The 15,652-nt window shown below is 68.8% G+C and carries 16 protein-coding genes and 4 pseudogenes; 8 read left to right on the forward strand and 12 right to left on the reverse strand.

From position 1 onward, the window contains the following. Positions 1-514: 514 nt before the first annotated feature. Positions 515-1,945: a non-reducing end alpha-L-arabinofuranosidase family hydrolase gene (locus OIC96_RS01105; protein ID WP_330309772.1), complete on the reverse strand. Its 1,431-nt coding sequence runs from the start codon at positions 1,943-1,945 to the stop codon at positions 515-517. 379 nt (positions 1,946-2,324) lie between these two features. On the opposite strand from OIC96_RS01105, the gene OIC96_RS01110 reads away from it, so the two are divergent. Continuing rightward, positions 2,325-2,648, forward strand: a complete 324-nt coding sequence (locus tag OIC96_RS01110; protein WP_443058303.1) for a hypothetical protein — start codon at positions 2,325-2,327, stop codon at positions 2,646-2,648. Between the two features lie 171 nt (positions 2,649-2,819). Here OIC96_RS01110 and OIC96_RS01115 read toward each other — a convergent pair whose 3' ends face one another. From OIC96_RS01115 to OIC96_RS01140, 6 genes are all read right to left on the reverse strand, one after another. Then, on the reverse strand, positions 2,820-3,404 hold the full coding sequence (locus OIC96_RS01115) for a DUF6262 family protein (RefSeq protein ID WP_330309771.1): 585 nt from the start codon (positions 3,402-3,404) through the stop codon (positions 2,820-2,822). Then, positions 3,401-3,592 (reverse strand): hypothetical protein, encoded by a 192-nt coding sequence (locus OIC96_RS01120; protein ID WP_330309770.1) that lies wholly within the window; start codon positions 3,590-3,592, stop codon positions 3,401-3,403. Before OIC96_RS01120 ends, OIC96_RS01115 begins: the two co-directional genes overlap by 4 nt. Further along, positions 3,585-4,439 carry a hypothetical protein gene (locus OIC96_RS01125; RefSeq protein ID WP_330309769.1) on the reverse strand — a complete coding sequence of 285 codons (855 nt, stop codon included), beginning with the start codon at positions 4,437-4,439 and terminating at the stop codon, positions 3,585-3,587. Before OIC96_RS01125 ends, OIC96_RS01120 begins: the two co-directional genes overlap by 8 nt. Before the next feature lie 3 nt (positions 4,440-4,442). Continuing rightward, positions 4,443-4,784, reverse strand: coding sequence for a helix-turn-helix domain-containing protein (locus OIC96_RS01130; protein WP_330309768.1), 342 nt, complete (start codon positions 4,782-4,784; stop codon positions 4,443-4,445). Between the two features lies 1 nt (position 4,785). After that, positions 4,786-5,946 carry a tyrosine-type recombinase/integrase gene (locus tag OIC96_RS01135; RefSeq protein ID WP_330309767.1) on the reverse strand — a complete coding sequence of 387 codons (1,161 nt, stop codon included), beginning with the start codon at positions 5,944-5,946 and terminating at the stop codon, positions 4,786-4,788. A 379-nt stretch (positions 5,947-6,325) separates the two neighbouring features. Continuing rightward, positions 6,326-6,844, reverse strand: a complete 519-nt coding sequence (locus tag OIC96_RS01140; RefSeq protein ID WP_330309766.1) for a MarR family winged helix-turn-helix transcriptional regulator — start codon at positions 6,842-6,844, stop codon at positions 6,326-6,328. 94 nt (positions 6,845-6,938) lie between these two features. Here OIC96_RS01140 and OIC96_RS01145 point away from each other — a divergent pair, with 94 nt between their 5' ends. Continuing rightward, positions 6,939-8,225 carry an MFS transporter gene (locus OIC96_RS01145; RefSeq protein WP_330309765.1) on the forward strand — a complete coding sequence of 429 codons (1,287 nt, stop codon included), beginning with the start codon at positions 6,939-6,941 and terminating at the stop codon, positions 8,223-8,225. Positions 8,226-8,270: 45 nt separating this feature from the next. Further along, a complete protein-coding gene (locus tag OIC96_RS01150) occupies positions 8,271-8,750 on the forward strand; it encodes a hypothetical protein (protein WP_330309764.1) in 480 nt (159 codons plus the stop codon). 56 nt (positions 8,751-8,806) lie between these two features. On the opposite strand, the pseudogene OIC96_RS01155 reads toward OIC96_RS01150, so the two are convergent. Both OIC96_RS01155 and OIC96_RS49755 read right to left on the reverse strand, forming a co-directional pair. Beyond that, a pseudogene (locus tag OIC96_RS01155) lies at positions 8,807-9,288 on the reverse strand (IS5 family transposase); the annotation flags it as partial. A 54-nt stretch (positions 9,289-9,342) separates the two neighbouring features. Next, complete coding sequence (locus OIC96_RS49755; protein WP_406502222.1) at positions 9,343-9,489, reverse strand: hypothetical protein; 147 nt, start codon at positions 9,487-9,489, stop codon at positions 9,343-9,345. Positions 9,490-9,621: 132 nt separating this feature from the next. Between OIC96_RS49755 and OIC96_RS01165 the strand changes: the two genes are divergently transcribed. The 4 genes from OIC96_RS01165 to OIC96_RS01180 all read left to right on the forward strand — a co-directional run bounded on the left by OIC96_RS01165 (position 9,622) and on the right by OIC96_RS01180 (position 12,465). Continuing rightward, positions 9,622-10,167, forward strand: coding sequence for a GNAT family N-acetyltransferase (locus OIC96_RS01165; RefSeq protein ID WP_330309763.1), 546 nt, complete (start codon positions 9,622-9,624; stop codon positions 10,165-10,167). Positions 10,168-10,430: 263 nt separating this feature from the next. After that, the gene (locus OIC96_RS01170) at positions 10,431-11,030 is read left to right on the forward strand and encodes a DinB family protein (RefSeq protein ID WP_330309762.1); all 600 of its coding nucleotides are present in this window, start codon (positions 10,431-10,433) and stop codon (positions 11,028-11,030) included. Between the two features lie 326 nt (positions 11,031-11,356). After that, positions 11,357-11,689 carry a hypothetical protein gene (locus OIC96_RS01175; RefSeq protein ID WP_330309761.1) on the forward strand — a complete coding sequence of 111 codons (333 nt, stop codon included), beginning with the start codon at positions 11,357-11,359 and terminating at the stop codon, positions 11,687-11,689. A gap of 146 nt (positions 11,690-11,835) precedes the next feature. Further along, entirely contained in the window at positions 11,836-12,465 is a 630-nt protein-coding gene (locus OIC96_RS01180) for a GNAT family N-acetyltransferase (RefSeq protein WP_406502304.1), read from the forward strand. An 88-nt stretch (positions 12,466-12,553) separates the two neighbouring features. Here OIC96_RS01180 and OIC96_RS01185 read toward each other — a convergent pair. Both OIC96_RS01185 and OIC96_RS01190 read right to left on the reverse strand, forming a co-directional pair. Beyond that, a pseudogene (locus OIC96_RS01185) lies at positions 12,554-13,323 on the reverse strand (transposase). Positions 13,324-13,612: 289 nt separating this feature from the next. Next, a complete protein-coding gene (locus OIC96_RS01190; RefSeq protein ID WP_330309760.1) occupies positions 13,613-14,143 on the reverse strand; it encodes a hypothetical protein in 531 nt (176 codons plus the stop codon). Positions 14,144-14,415: 272 nt separating this feature from the next. On the opposite strand from OIC96_RS01190, the pseudogene OIC96_RS01195 reads away from it, so the two are divergent. After that, positions 14,416-14,693 (forward strand): annotated as a pseudogene (locus tag OIC96_RS01195) (NF041680 family putative transposase); the annotation flags it as partial. A 90-nt stretch (positions 14,694-14,783) separates the two neighbouring features. Here the strand turns inward: OIC96_RS01195 and OIC96_RS01200 are convergent. Further along, a pseudogene (locus tag OIC96_RS01200) lies at positions 14,784-15,623 on the reverse strand (RNA repair domain-containing protein); the annotation flags it as partial. Between the last annotated feature and the right edge of the window lie 29 nt (positions 15,624-15,652).

Below are 15,652 nucleotides of genomic sequence, written 5' to 3' on the forward strand. Positions count from 1 at the left end.
CGCCGAGACGCGGTCGCACCGTCTCACCGGACCCGGTGCCCCTGTGACCTGGTGCCCCGGTGACACGCCCCGGCTCCCTTTCGACCTCGACGGCGCGAACCATCACATGTCCGACCGCACACCGCCCCGCGGTGGCCGAGCGGCTGAAGCCGCACAGGAAGCACAGGAAAAGACAGACGGCGGCCGCCGCCACCGCGACGTCATCGACTTGATCCACCAGGCCGACCAGCCGGGCACCAGCGGCGTTCGGCCACGACTTCCTCGAATGCGGGATCGTCATCGAATCCTGCCGGACTGCGCACGGATGTCAGGTACGGATCAGTGCACGCTTGCCCGTTACGCCGCCATGCGCCCGCGGGGGAAAACCACGAAAGGGAGGAACCCCGACCGACGCGCGGCTGGGGTTCCTCACGGTGGTGAGTATCGGTCAGCAGGTGGAGTTGCCCACGCCGTAAACCGCTCGCCTACGCGTCGGCGGACCGCACCACATCGCGATCACCGTGGATCAGGCGGGTCAGCGCTGCAGGGTGAGCAGGCCCGGCCGGTACGGCAGTTTCATGTAGTTGGGTTCCTGTGTGTTGTTGGGGAGGCCCTGGTAGAGGAACTGCAGGTTGCAGGGATCGATGGTCATGGTCTGGTCGGGGTTGTTGCGGACCAGGTCACCGTGGCTGACGCCCTGGGCCCAGGTGGAACCGCTGTTGGCCTGGCCCGCGAAGGGGCTGCTCTCGCTGCCGGCCTGGACGGTCCACGGACCGTTCAGGCTGGAGGCGGTGAACGAGCGGAAGTAGCGGTTCGTCCCCTGCGCCTCAACGATCATGAGGTACTGGTTCTGGCCCTGGACCTTGTAGACCTGCGGCGCCTCGAACAGAAGGTCCCTTGTGTCGCTCATGACCGTCGTATACGAGGAGCCGAAGTTGCCCGGGAAGTTCCCGATCGGCATGCTCGCCCGGTAGATGTTGCCGTTGTCAGCGGCGAAGAACAGGTACATGTTCTGGTCGTCGGCGATCATGGTCGGGTCGATCGGGGCGTTCTTCTGGTTCGGCCCGGGGCCGTCGGGGAGGCTGCCGGTGAACAGCGGCTGCCGGGCGGACCAGCCGTTGGGGTTGGTGGGGTCGCTGGACGTGCGGTAGTAGAGCGGCCACTGACCCCACTGGTCCACCAGCACCCAGACGTTCTTGGGCGCGAAGTAGAACAGTTGGGGCGCCACCGCGGACTCGTTCATCTTGGTCTGGCCGGCCGTCGCCATGTCCGACCAGTTCGTGAAGGGACTGAACCCCGTCGAGCCCCACGACGTTCCGTCGGAGGTGGTCGCGTAGACCAGGTGCTTGCCGTTGTACGTGGTGGTGGTGAAGTCCTTCAGCGCGACCTGCCCGTTCGCCGGCTCCGCCAGCGGGCCGGTCGATGTCCAGCGGTACGTCGACGGAAGAGCACATGCGTTGCTCGCCCCGGACAGGCCGGTCCACTTCTGGTTGGCGCCGCCGTGGCACGACCAGATCTGCACCGCCGTGCCGTTGGCCTTACCCCAGCCCGAGACGTCCAGGCACAGCCCGGACCTCACGCCGACGATCGTGCCGTCGGGGTTCACCCGCCACTGCTGGTTGTCACTGCCGGTACACGTCCAGATCTGCACCGGGGTCCCGGCCGCGGTGGCACCGCCCCGGACATCCAGGCACTTGTTGCCGTACACAGTCAGCTGGTTGCTGTCCGTCAACGTCCACCGCTGGTTGATTCCACCGTGGCAGTCCCAGATCTGCACGTTCGCGCCGTCGGTCTGGCTGAAGCCCGACACATCGAGACAGCGGCCGGAATCAACACTGCGCAAGTCGCTGGTGGTGGCCGCCTGAGCCGGGCTGGCGACGAGCAGCGCCGCCAGCGCGGCCAGGGCCGCAACCGCGGCGGCGAGCACCGCGGACGGGCGTCTGAGCCTGAAACTACGTCTGCGCATAAGGACCTCGTCATCCTTGAGCAAGCGACTCCGGTGTGGCCCGTCAGGGGCTGTCCGGCTGCCGGTGTGATGCGTCTGTCCGATATACCGAACAGGGGTCGAAGTATCGATCAGGAGAATGCTAGACATCCCATGAATGACGTCAACACTTCTCACACAATTCGCGGGCAGAAACGTTCGCAGGCTGAAACCAGGCGGCTACAAGTCCCGTGGTTGTACGGGTCTTTGGCGTGAGGGGCAGGTAGCGGTGCGGGCGCGGGCTTGGTGATCATTACGGACCCCGACCAGACCGCTCACCTGAGCCTCTGGTTCGGCTCGGTGCCCGACCCGCGCTCGCGGCGGGGCCGGTGGCACTTACTGACGCCGGTCCGGTCGACGTGTGCCTGCGGCGGTCGTCTGCGGTGCGGGGAGCGTGGAGAGCTCGCCGAGCGGGGTGCGAGTGACGGGCGAGCAGTCCTGCTCATTCCGCACCGTAGCGACGCGCGATGAGGGCGCGCTGCCCGGCGACTACCGCAAGATCCTGGCGATCGTGCGGGAGCCCGACGGCCCGGTGCAGGTTAGGGCGGTCGGCGAGCGGCTGGGCCTGGACGCCTCGGTGCGCGGCAAGCTGGAGCCGCTGCGGGCGAAGATGACCAAGCTCGCCGACCGTGGCTGGCTGCACAAGCGTCCCGACGGCAGGTTCACCGCACGCGCGCAGGCGTAGGGAGGCGGGCGCCGACGGGGCGTAACTCGCAGTCCCCCGGCGGCAGTTGAGTTTGGTGTGAAGAAAAACAACCATCCCGTCGAGGGCCCTGACGGCTTTGTCTGCACTGCCCGCGACGGCGGCTCGCCAGCCTTGGTCGGTGAGCCGCCATCTGGACTCGACCGAGCTGATTCAACGCACCGTTGAGTCGGTGATCTGGGCTTCGAGGTCGGCGACGCGTCGGTCCTGGAAGCGGAGATTTGAGCACGCGGCTTTGAGCCGTTCGTCGAGAGTGCGGTTGTCGGTGGTGAGCTGGCGGACCCGTTGCTTGAGCGTGGTGTTCTCGGTGGTGATCCGCTGGATGGCCTCCTCGGTCCACTCGGCTTGCAAGTCGCGGATCTGGCCGAGGAGTTCGCCGATTCGGGTGCGCTGGGTGAGGATCTCAGCGTGGGCGGCCTTGAGGGCGTCCTCGGCGTTCAGTGCGCGTTCACGCCAGGTCGCCTCGTGCTCATTGTCCTGGTCGGCGAGCATCTGGGACCGGCGTTCGCCGGTCTCGGCCACGCCGGTGGCGACCGCGGTCCTGGCCTCGGGATTGTCGTAGAGGAAGGTGCGCGAGACGTCCGCGCGGCGGGCGACGGAGGCGACGCTGACCTGAGCCTTCTCCCGCCGGAGCCGGGTGATGGCCTCGTGGACCCGCTGAAGTGCGGCCTCTGCTCTGCGACGGCGGGCCGCCAGGGCGGCGGCTGTGCGAGGTTCCGGGACGGTGGCGGGATTCATCTGCGTGCTTCCTCGTCGTCGGCCGCTGTGTACTCGTCGCTGTACTTACCCTCGTCGTGTCCAGCGGCGAGGTCGGTGGCGCGGAAGGCGGTGGACCACATGCGGTGGAAGTAGTCCTGGGGTTTGCGCAGGTCCATGGCGAGGGCGTCATCGAGAAGGCCGAGGCCGGCCAGGGCCTTCTCAGGCACCCAGCGCACCGTTGGGCTGCTCGTTCGTCCAGGCCAGGCAGTCGCGGCAACTCCCCTGCCTGGGCCCGTACCACGTCGGGACGATGCGGGCCCGCGGCCAGGCGAGCAGACCGGCACGGTCGAAGGCCTCCTTCAAGGTCGGCGCCATCTGCGGCAGGTCTGCAAGCGCTTCGGGCCGTACCCGCTGCTCATCCGGTGGCCGGGAGGCAAGGGCAAGGCGTGCGCCCTTTCTGGTGTGGAACCTCCAGGTCTCGCCGACGCGGCGCTCTCGGGCCATCTCCTGCAGCACTGCGTCCACTTCGCAGAGCCCCGCCAGGGGCCGGTCGCGGATCCGCGAGGCGTGGGCGCGGGTGAAGGTGCGCGGCCAGGGCCGGAACAGACCCAGCTGGCCGGGGACTTCCTCGACACACACGGCGGGGTCATCGGCCGGCGCGGGCGCCGCGGCCGCGCGCAGGGCCCAGGCGGGCGGCTGCTGGCGCACCAGCGGGGTGTCGGTCTGGCGCAGGGGGTCGGCCCGTGGCAGGCGCACCGGGTGAAGGCGCAGCGCGAGTTGCTGAGGACGTCCCGGTGGCAGGCTCTGGCGCGCGAGCTCGGCGGTGAGCCAGGCATCGTCGCCGCCCAGGCGAACCAGAAGACGACAGCAGCGGCACGTGCCGTCGCTGGACACGATCGCCGGCCACCCGCACCGGCGGCACGACGCCTTCCGGTACCGCACGCCGTGCGTGCCGCCCTTGCGGTAGCGGCGGCGCGCGGTCGCGCACTGCGGGCACAGGCCGCTCAACTCCACCACGCCCCACGTACAGCACAGCTCACAGCTCCCCGCCGCGGGCCGCCGGGTCGCGCTCACGGGTCAGTTCGGAGGCAGGCAACGCGCGCCGACCTCACCGGTCTGCTTGGGCACCGGGCGCTGCCCGCTGCCCGCACGGGGCCGCTCTCCCACCGCCTGCGGCCTCTCGCCCAGATCGCCGCCGGCCGCCAAGGGCTCGGCTTCCAGCAGGTCGGCGACCGTGCACTGCAGCGCCGCACAGATCATGTCGAGGTCGTCGAGCCGCACGGTGAGCGGCTTGGCCGACCACAGCACGCACACCTTGCTCAGCGACGGAGTGAAGCCCACCTCCTCGAAGGCGGTCTTCAGGTCACTGGGCCGCCAGACGTCGCGCTTGGCCGCCACCCAGCGCAGATTCCACTTCACGTCAGGTCTCCTCTGTCAGTCGGCGAACCGCGCGCCGGGACGATTCCGAGCAGGTCCGCTCCGGATCCGCCTTCGCGGAGGCCAGATAGCCGATCGTCGTGGTCGGCCACTGGTGCCCGAGCAGCACCTGAACATCCCAAAGAGGCATCCCCGCCTCATAGTTGTGCGTCGCGCACGCGTGGCGCAGCAGATGCGGGAACAGCACCGTCACCGTGCCGGTCAGATGCTCCTGCGACGCCGCGCGCAGCGCCCGGCGGAACGTATCGGGGTGCATCTCCGGCGCCACCGCGGGTACCGCCCCCAGCGCGGCCGGCAACCGCTCGGAGGAAAACAATGGAGCGTACGGGTCCAGCGGATCGTCGCAGAACAGGCCGCGCACCTCTTCGACGTACCACCACAACAGCTCCCGGCCCTCGGCGAACATGAACGCCTCGCGCTCCCTCGGGCCTGACCCTCTCGCGCCCTTGCCCCGTACCAAGAACCGGCCCCACTGGCCGTTGTCCCAGTGCAGATCGCCCATCCGCACCCGGCACAGCTCGCACGCCCGCACCCCGGAGATGTAGGTGATCTTGGCCATCACGTAGTTCCGCACGGCCACCGGGTACTTGCGTGCCGCAGCGAGACTCTGCCGCCAGGCGGCGAAGAACGCCTCCATCTGCGGCCGCGACGGCGGGATACGCAGCCCGAAGTCACCACGGTGCCGAGGCTGGTTGAAGGCATCGACCCGCGACTCCACAATCGCCGCGAACCGGCGCCGGATCTCTCCGGCATGGCGCTGCTCGAGGAACGCGAAGTAGTGGTGAATGTTCGTGATCTTCTTACGGACGGTCTGACGACCGCGCTTGCCCGGACCGGCGAAGTACTGGCCGAGCATGCGCAACGTCAGCTCCCAAGGGAGCACGTCGTAGAAGGTGCAGACCTCGATCACGGGCTGCACCAACTGTTTCAGCGTGGTCGCCGCCAGTCCCGCCACGTCCCGGGCCCAGCAGTACTCCGCCAGCGAGTCCTGATACAGGCCGCGCTCCGCCTCCCGCGACGACGAAGGCACACTCGGTCGCTGCAGGGTGAGCACGTCCGCGAGCCCCTCGTCCGGGCCCGCGGGAAGGTCTGGCGTACTGCCACCGGAGAGCAGCGTGAAGCGACGGGTTTCGGAATCCCCCACAGACTCGCAATTTAGGGAACTGACTCCTGGAATCTGCGAGTTACTGGCATATCTTCACTCATTCGAGTAGAGCGTGGTCGTACCCCCTTGTACAGCACGAACTGCCCGAACGCTCCCGATGGGACTTGCGAGGAACCCGTCGCCACTCCAGTTGACGACATGCGGAATCAGTCGGCCGCAATCGCGCTGAGCGGCGATGTGCGAGGTGAGGCCGCGGCTGCATGCGTGCAGTGCCTCGTTCAGAAGCCGCCGCGTCTGTCGCCGGGGCCGGGTCAGTTGATGCAACGGGCTTCGATCTCCGGCTTCAGGGTGGGCCGCTGCCCGGTCGGCCGGGCCAACCGCGAGCGGCGCGTCGGCCATCCGGGCGTTGTGGTCGAGGTCAGGAAGCGTCATCGTGTGCCTCTGCGGCCAGCGCGACGCGGCGCAGCATGTCGGACAGAGCATGACGCTCGTCCCGCGAGAGGACGCCGAGAAGCCGGTATTCCTCGTGGCCGACCACGTCCATCGCTCTCAGCCAGGTCGTGCGGCCGGAGTCGGTCAGCTCTACGTCGACGCGGCGCCGGTCGGTTTCCGACGGCTTACGGCGTACGAAACCGCGGCGCTCCAGAGCGTCGAGGCGGCCTGTGATCGAGGCTGGTGCGAGGTCGAGATCGGTGGCGAGCTCGGACGGTGTCGCCCGGCCCGCGCGGGCGGCGAGTTTGTGCAGCGTGTCGAACTCGTGGCGCTCCAGGTCGTAGTTGGCCAGCGATCGCTCGCGGACCTTGCCCAGATACCAGGTGACCTTCTGCATGCGGGTCACCGCGCCCTCGATGTCCGGGTCGAGGTCGGGCAGCACTGTCATCCAGCGGGTGACGTGATCGTCCGTCCAGTCGCGCGCCCCGGGCTCCCTGTGCTCCATGGCTCCCAGCCTACGCCGCGACGCTTCGGCACCATACATTTCGGAGCTTTATATTTCGTTGACGAAAGTTTGATACCGAAATACATTCGGCGGCATGTCACACCGACTGCTGCGCAACCGCGCCTTCCGGCTGCTCTTCCTGGGGCGGTCACTGTCCCTTGTCGGCGACGCCGTCGTGCCCGCCGCGCTGTCCCTCGCCGTCCTGCGGGCCACGGGCTCCACGTCCGCCCTCGCGATCGTCCTCGGCTGCGCGATGGTGCCGAGACTCCTGTTGCTGCCTCTCGGCGGTGTCGTCGGAGATCGGTTCAACGCTCGGATCGTGGCGCTCACCACCGATCTCGTACGCTGTGCCGCGCAGCTCTACGTCGGTCTCCAACTCCTCGGCGGAGCAACCGGGTTGTGGCAGATCGCCCTCGCGGAGGCGATCGGCGGGGCCGCCTCCGCCTTCGCCATGCCGACGCTGCCGCGGCTGATCACCGGCTCAGTGCCCGGCGACGACCGGCAGGCCGCCAACTCGGCGCTCGGCGCCGTCAAGAGTGCCACCGGCCTCGGCGGACCGGCCTTGGCCGGCGCGCTGATTCTCACCGCGGGACCCGGTTGGGCGTTCGTCCTGGACGCCGCGTCCTTCGCCGTCAGCGCGGGGCTGCTCGCCGCGATCCGCATCGGCCATGTCCCGGCAGAGCGCCGCTCGCTGCGTGTCGATCTCGTGGAGGGCTGGCGGGAGGTCCGCAACCGGGACTGGTACTGGACGAGCCTCATCGCGCACGCCATGTGGAACGGAGCCGCAGCCGTGCTGATGACGATCGGCCCCGCCCTGGCCGTACGGCAGTTGGGCGGCGAAGGGACCTGGGTGGCGATCCTCCAGGCGGGAGCCGTGGGACTGCTGCTCGGCTCCCTGCTCGCCGGACGCGCCCGCCCCCGCCGCCCCATCCTCGTGGCCAACCTCGGCCTGGCGACCTACGCGCTGCCGCTCGCCCTGTTCGCGGCCGGCGCCCCGGCTGTCACCATCATCGCCGCTTACGGCCTCGCCCTGGCGGGCCTCGGCTTCCTCAACCCCGTATGGGAGACCTCCGTCCAGGCCGCCATCCCGCCCGGCGTGCTGGCTCGCGTCACCTCGTACGACTGGCTGCTGTCCCTGGCCGCCATGCCCCTCGGTTACGTCCTCGCCCCGCTCGCAGCGAGCGCGTGGGGCCCGCAGGCGCCGCTCTGGGCCGCGGCGATCGCGGTCAGCCTGGCCTGCGCGGGAACCGCAGCCGTACCGGGCGTCCGCCGCTTCACCGTCACGGACAACGTGACCAACGCCCCCACACCGACGACCGCGACCCGCGGCCACTACGAGGACGAACACTCGACCGAAAGTGCTGGTCACAGCCATGCGTAGCGAAAGCACTGGTGCCAGCGCACCGGTTTCGACAAGCTGCGACACATGGACTGGACGCCCCTGCTCTCCACACTGACCGGTGCCGTCATCGGCATCGCAGCCACTCTGATCGCCGACCGCAACCGGTGGCGGCGGGAGGAAGCAAGGCACGCTCTGGAAGTACGGCGCGAGGTCTACACGGAGTATGTTTCCGCCCTCAAAGCCGCGGGTGAGGAGATACGGGCCGTCGCCCTGGGCGACCACATGTCCGAGTCGGCACGCGACGCGGCGGTGCGGGAAGCCGTGCGCGGCACCGGCATCTACACGGCGAGCGAGCGCCTCTGGCTCGTGGGCCCCCCGCAGGTCGTGGAGGCGGGGAACGAGGCGTTCCACCGCCTGCGCGCGATCCGCGACGCCTATGCCCGTGGAGTGACTGTCGGCTCCGCCGACGACGCGCCCCTGATAGAGCGGCGACGCAAGGCTATGGCGCAGATGCGTCGCCTCATGCGTGAGGACCTGGGCATCGGACCCCTCGGAATCGAGTGATGTGTCACCAGCCCTGAGCTCGTCCCAGCCTCGCGAGGTCCCCGCCACCGTGCCGGTCACAGCCATTCATTGATGGCCGCGACCAGCACGGTCGCCTCGTAGCGGACGGCGAGCTTGTCGTACCTCGTTGCCACTGCTCGGTGGCGCTTGAGGCGATTGATGCCGCACTCCACCGCATGGCGCTCTTTGTAATCCGCGGCGTCGAACTTCGGCGGCCGACCACCCTGGGAACCGCGCTTCTTGCGGTTGGCGATCTGGTCGCGCTTCTCCGGGATCGTGCAGCGGATGTCGCGCTTGCGCAGGTAGGCGCGGTTCGCGCGGGAGCCGTACGCCTTGTCGGCACGAACCTTGTCCGGCCGGGTGCGCGGGCGGCCGGGCCCGAGCCTGGGCACCCGGATACACCCCAGGACACCTGGAACTGCGGGGAGTCACCGCGCTGTCCGGCCGTGATCACCAGTGACATCGGCTTCTGGGCCTGCTCGACTGCCAGGTGGAGCTTGGTGGTCAGCCCGCCCCGGGAGCGTCCGAGCCCGTGGTCGTCGGTCCGCGGCGGGGCGTACGTGGCGGAGCCACTGCGCATCACGCTGCTCGCTCAGAGCCCGGCCGGATGGGCGCGGCTGTGCCGTCTGGTGTCCGCCGCGCACGCCCAGGCCGACGGCTCAGTGCCGGCCGTGTCCTGGCCGGTGCTGCGCGAGTACGCGGACCAGGACCTGGTGGTACTGCTCGGATCCTCTTCCACCAGGTCCACCGTGACGACATGTCCCGGGTACGGGTGGCCCGGCCATGTTAGTGACGGTGAGGCCCCGGGCCGGTGGGTTGATCGGTCGGCGAGTCTTGATCGCTTCTGAGTCTGCTGGTTAGGTTGGCCGGCATGACCGACCACAGAGCCCTCGCCTGGCCACCTGCGCCGATCAAGACGGAGCGGCTCGTACTCCGCGAGTCCGAGGCCCGGGACCGCGAGGTGGTCATCGAGCTGAACGCCTCGCCAGAGGTGGGCACTTACCTCGGTGGCCCTCGACCGCGTGCCGAGCTCGAACGCACGGTGCCCGAGGTGCCCGGGCGGCGCCCTGGCTTCTTCGTGGTCGAGCTCGACGGAGCGACGATCGGCATAATCCACCTCGACCCGCAAGACCCCGAGCGTCCGGGTAACCGCCTGGAGCCCGGGGAGACCGAGCTCGGCTACTTGTTCCTGCCGGAGGCGTGGGGACGCGGGTACGCCACCGAGGCGTGCGCAGCGGCACTCGACTGGTTTGCCGGCGCGCTTCCCGGTGAGCCGGTAGTGCTGTACACCCAGACCGCCAACGTCCGCTCGATGCGCCTCGCGGCGAAGCTCGGGTTCACCGAGCTGGAGCGATTCGAGGCGTACGGCGCCGAGCAGTGGTTCGGCGTGTGGTCTTCGGTCGCGCCGCTCGCTTGAGCTCGTGCTCGACAGCGCGGATCCACCGGACCATCGCCCGACGGCCGCTACCTGCCCCCGCGGAGGAACCTGCTGCATATCCCACAGCTGGAGCACACCTCCGGGGATCTCTCATTTGATGCTGTCGGTCAGCCAACAACAGGAGCTGAAATAAACCAACTTGGTCACCCTCGTCCGGTGTCCGCGTCTGGGCCTAGAAGCAGCGTCGCGCGTTGTCCGACAGAGCCCGACTGATGTCAGTGCCGGGTGGAAGACTGCCCGGCATGATCGAGCCGAATCCGAAAGCGGACCTTCTCCGTTACCTACAAGACGGGCGTGACGCCCTGCTGTGGAAGCTCAATGGGCTCTCGGATTACGACATCCGCCGCCCGCTGACCCCTACGGGCACGAACCTACTGGGGCTGGTCAAACACGTCGCCGGCGTGGAGTTGGGGTACTTCGGCGACACGTTCGGACGGCCGTTCTTCGACGAGGAGCCGCCGCCCTGGTGGTATACGGAGAACGCAGAACTCAACGCGGACATGTGGGCCACAGCCGACGAGTCACGCGAAGAGATCGTTGGGCTGTATCACCAGGCGTGGGAGCACTCCAACGGCACCATCGCGACGCTGGCGCTTGACGCGATCGGTCACGTCCCGTGGTGGCCGGAGGAACGGCAAGAGGTGACGCTGCACCACATCCTTGTGCGGGTGATCTCCGATACGCAGCGGCATGCCGGCCACGCCGACATCGTGCGAGAGCTCATCGACGGAGCCGTCGGGTGCTTGGAGGGCAACGACAACATGCCACCAGGAGATCAGGCATGGTGGGAGAACCACCGGCGCCGACTCGAACGCGTGGCGCGGGAAGTCGCCAACGGTTGATCTCGCCGTGCTGCTGTCGACCCAACCGGATCCGGGGTCGGACATGCGGCACCGTTCAGCCGGCTTCGGCCTGCGCTTTCGTGTGAGCGCAGCGGTACACGTCTGCGTCATGGAGCGCGACGGCTGGAGTACCTCGGCACCTTGACTTGCTCCTCGGGCTGAAGCCCGAGGATTCTGGCCTTCTCGTCCGTTGCTGTGCCGCTACGCGGCACGGGGTTCGGGCGGGGATCCGTGGCTTCCTGTTTCTTCGCGCTGTGCCGGGACGAGTCCTGGTCTGACCTGCGCTCCGCAGGCTGCAACCGCCAGTCCAGCGGAGCGTTTTGACGTTGAGGATCGCGGAGCTGACCGCACTGCTGGTCGGGTTCGACACCACTGCCGAAGAGATCCGGATCACTCGCAAGACGCTGCTGGAGCTGCCCGATCCGCCACTGCCCGTGCCGCTGGCCGCGAAGCTGCCGGACCATCCGGCCTACCAGCAGATCATGGCGGTGTTCGCCGCGGCCGATGCCCCGCTGCGGGCGCGGGCGGGGTGTGAGGCGATGGACTTGGAGGTCGCTCCCAGCAACATCAACAACGTCCGTCTGAAGCTCAAGCGGCTCGCCGAGCGGGGGATCCTGGCCGAGACCGAGCAGGGGCTGTTCACCCTGCCACGGCCGTAGCCCCTCCGGCGGGCCGCAACCAGCCTGCTCAGCCCAACCGAAAGGCTAAACCGGGCATCACCTCAGATGCCGCCCTCTGGGGGCGCTCGGTCGCGCCGATGAGCGGACACGTCGTTCTGCCAGCCCGCCGAGAAAACCCGTTGCGGGTGACCCGCAACGGATGTCTGACTGATCGCCCACCGATCAGGGGAGAGAACGTGAGGACGTCGCTGCCCACCCCCTCGTTGCACACTGCTCGCCTTCGACTGCGTGCCTTCGAAGACGCGGATGCGAACGACCTCTTCGCACTACAGAGCAGCGCCTACGTGCTGCGTTACTGGGACGCGCCACCGTGGAGCGAACACGTGCGCGCCGAGAAGTTCATCACGGCTTGCCGGCAGATGGCACAGGAGGGCACCGGGTCGCGGCTGGCCGTAGATCGTGTCTCCGACGGGGCGTTCATCGGCTGGTGCAGCCTGAACAGGTGGAATCCGGACTACCGCAGCGCGTCGCTTGGCTACTGCTTCGACGATGCAGCGTGGGGCCACGGCTACGCGACCGAGGCCGCGCGCGCTCTGCTGCGGTGGGCATTCGACACGCTGGACCTAAATCGCGTCCAAGCTGAGACCGATACGCGCAACGTGGCTTCTGCCCGCGTGCTGGAGAAGCTCGGCTTCGTGCGTGAAGGGACGTTGCGGGAAGACTGCGTCGTCAACGGCGAGGTCTCTGACTCGTGGGTCTACGGGCTGATCAGGCGGGAGTGGCAGCCGTCGTCCGAGCCGGTTCCCGCCCACTGAGTTCCGTCGCTCGGCAGCCGGTATCGGCTAAAGCCTGTTCCAGAAGTCCGTGAGCGGGCGTTGCGGTGCGCTGGCGCGTGCTCGTCGCTCATGCGGCGAGGGCGAGGTTGTGCATGCGGGCGACGGCCCGGACGGCGTGGTGGAGGCCGTCGCCGCGCTGTCGGCAGTCGCGGAGGATCTTGTAGTTCTTCATCCGGGCGAAAGTGTGCTCTACACGAGCGCGGACCTTGCGGTGCTCGGTGTTGTCGGCTTCCTGGATGGGCAGCAGCGGCCGTTTGCCGCGGCGGCGATGCGGGATTGAGAGACCGGTGCCCCAGTAGGCGCCGTCGGCGAGCACCGTGGTTGCGGAGCAGACCTCGGCCAGGCCAGTGTCCCGAAAGACATGGGCGTCGGCGATATTGCCCGCCACCGGGGTTCCGGTGGCGACCACAAGGCGGGTGTCGGTATCGATGACGACCTGCACGTTCGCGGAGAAGCGGTAGTTACGGCTGAAGGCGGCAACGGTGCGGTCGCACACCGGGATCAGCGTGCCGTCCACGATCCACAGCCGTTCCACCGCACCATCGGGGCGGGGCGCCGGCTCGAGCGAGAGGAGCGGGCCCACCTGCTGGATGGTCCGGCACAGGGTCGCCGGGCAGACGCCGAACAGCACCGCCAGCTGCCGCACGGTCAGGTTGGTCTGGTAGTACACGGCCACCAGCAGCACCCGCTCGGCCAGCGGCAGCCGCCACGGCCGCCCCATCCGCGGATGCTCACCACCACACTCCGCACCGCCCGCACCAGCCGGGCGAACCGGTCCGCCCGAAGCCCGGTGAACACCTCGATCCATACCGGCTCGGCCCTCAACACCCCACTCATACAAGGGAAATGCCTGCTCACGGACTTCTGGAGCAGGCTTTAGAGCACGCCGATCAGGGCGTTGTCCTCCCACTGGTCGACGACTTCGAGGTACCCGGCGAGCACCTTGGAGCGCGGGGACCATCCACCCTGCCTGGCGATGACGATCTGGTCGTGGCCCTTGAGGCGAGAGGAGGCGGCCAGTCCTCGGCGGGGAGTGTCCGGTCAGGCTCGCGCGCTGAACGCGACCGGAACAGCGAGTCTTGCGGCGTGGGCGACCGGAGCTGGTACGTCAGCTTGCCGCGCACCGTCAGGTTGCGAACCGGCGGCCCGTGATGACGGCGGCGGCGACCATCAGGGAATAGCCGGTCAGCTCGCCCACGGCGCAGATGACGACCGCATACGTGTAGGAGGACTTCGTGCCCAGCAACGGCCCACCGATCCCATCGGCGGTGTAGACCATGGTGACGGGCGTTCCATCTGGGTGCGGGCAGGCGCCGCCAGACGGCAGTTGATCGACATTGCCGTCGGGGTCCTGGACGTAGCACTGCAGGTACGTGCCGTGGCTGCCCTGCTGACGGTCCTGGTAGTCGATGGAGCCGACGCCCTCCTTGCCGAAGGCGACCAGTCTGGCGGGTGATGCGTAGACGGCGCTTACGGCGAGCGCGATCGACGCCAGCGTGTAGCAGACCTTGACCCGCTTGGGCACCGCGTTCCGGCGCAGGATCAGGCGCCGGACGACCAGGTGGTAGCTCAGGATGAGGGCGATGACTCCGAGGACCCCGCCCAGGCCGGCGTCGAAGGCGCCCAGCAGCGACGTGGTCAGGACGGCCAGCAGCAAGACCAGGAGCCACCCGATGATTATGCGGCTCCGGGTCGGCACCGGCAGGCCACTCACCTTGCCAGAACCCGTCGTCGCCACTCTCGCCCGCCCCTCGCCATACCGGTGATCGGCGAAGACTCTAGTAGGACTCCGTTAGGTCTGTCTCGATCTTGGGGTCCTGCTGGGCAGGGGTTGATGGCAGGTGGTGCAGATGCCGGTCCAGCACCTCAGGGTGTTCTGGAGGGTGTCGAGGACCTGATAGAGGGTGAGGCCGGCCCGGGGGCTTTTGGACCCAGCTCCGCCTCGCCGCCCCGCTCGCCACCGACCAGCGCAAGCCCTGGGAGAAGACCACCCGCCCCGGCGTCGCTCTCGCCCCGACTCGCGTCCGGCGCGGGTTCCGACACCTCCGCCTCACCTGGCCTGCCCGGCCCGCGTGCCCAAACCCAGCCGCGCTGGCCCCGGACGCCCGCCAGGCTCCAAGAACCGGCACCCCGCTGCTCGTCACGACGTGGGTAAAACCGTCAAACGCCCGAGCACCCTCTACGAACGAGACCAAGCCAGACGTTAAGGATCAAGCTCACAGTCACCTGTCGGTGATCTCGGAGAGCCAGGCCGTGTCCTCCGGGCCCGGCGCTTCGGGGTCAGGCGCGGGCAGCCGACGGACTTCGCCCGTGCGCAGGGCGACCGTGGCCCGTGGCCGCATCGGCCCGTCGCCCCTGCGTGAGAGCAGGACGAGTTCCCAGACTGTCGCCGTCATGACGTCGAGCCGGGTGACGCAGTCGGCGGTGACTCGCCGCGGATCCCGGGTCCGGCCCAGGGACAGATGTGGGGCGAAGTTCTTGGCAGGCCCACGACAGCGCGGGAACCGCTGCTGCAGTACGCGGTGCAGGTCCGCCCACGGTGCCTTGCCGGCCGCCGTCGGGTCGAGCCACACAGTGAAGCACGCCCGGTGCCGGAAGGTGCGCACCCCGTCCAGCCGGGCGGTGAAGACCGGCGTCTCGGCTGTCGCCGCGGCGAGCAGCGGGGCCGCCCGCTCGAAGTCGGACTCCGGCACGAAGCCGAAGAGCACATTGACGTGCGGCGGCCAGCGGTGGATCTGCGGATCGTAGTCCCGGCGGATGTCCTGAATCGGCGGCCACAGCTCCGCAGGCGGGATCCAGGCCACCGCCGTGCGGGCCGTCGGGGACATGTCGAGGACGCCGACGGGCTCGCCCCTGCCGGAGCTCGTGTCGAAGCTCAGGTCCGCTTGAGTGTCCCGCACCCGGCCGGCGCCCGACGCGTCGATGCAGTCCACACCCGTGGCCCGGTCCCAGACCACCTCACCGTCCGCCTCGATGAACACCACCCGGTGCCACGGGATGTCGCCCCCGGGCACGAAGGAAGGCAGCGGGATGCGTTTGAGGGCATCCCCGCGCTGGCTGATCCCCAGCACGAACCGGGCCGGGTCGAACCGCGGGTCCCAGCGGACCCGGTGATAGATCTCGTCGCTAGTCCGCATCACCCCTCCTCTCCCGCCTTCGCACCGTC

Origin of the sequence: Streptomyces sp. NBC_00775 (assembly GCF_036347135.1) — a bacterium.
GTDB classification, from domain to species: Bacteria; Actinomycetota; Actinomycetes; order Streptomycetales; family Streptomycetaceae; genus Streptomyces; species Streptomyces lutosisoli.

Bases quoted from the DNA above. Each gene is read 5' to 3' on its own strand.
- OIC96_RS01105 (WP_330309772.1), bottom strand. From the start codon at position 1,945: ATGCGCAGACGTAGTTTCAGGCTCAGACGCCCGTCCGCGGTGCTCGCC.
- OIC96_RS01115 (WP_330309771.1), bottom strand. From the start codon at position 3,404: ATGAATCCCGCCACCGTCCCGGAACCTCGCACAGCCGCCGCCCTGGCG.
- OIC96_RS01140 (WP_330309766.1), bottom strand. From the start codon at position 6,844: ATGGAGCACAGGGAGCCCGGGGCGCGCGACTGGACGGACGATCACGTC.
- OIC96_RS01145 (WP_330309765.1), top strand. From the start codon at position 6,939: ATGTCACACCGACTGCTGCGCAACCGCGCCTTCCGGCTGCTCTTCCTG.
- OIC96_RS01150 (WP_330309764.1), top strand. From the start codon at position 8,271: ATGGACTGGACGCCCCTGCTCTCCACACTGACCGGTGCCGTCATCGGC.
- OIC96_RS01165 (WP_330309763.1), top strand. From the start codon at position 9,622: ATGACCGACCACAGAGCCCTCGCCTGGCCACCTGCGCCGATCAAGACG.
- OIC96_RS01170 (WP_330309762.1), top strand. From the start codon at position 10,431: ATGATCGAGCCGAATCCGAAAGCGGACCTTCTCCGTTACCTACAAGAC.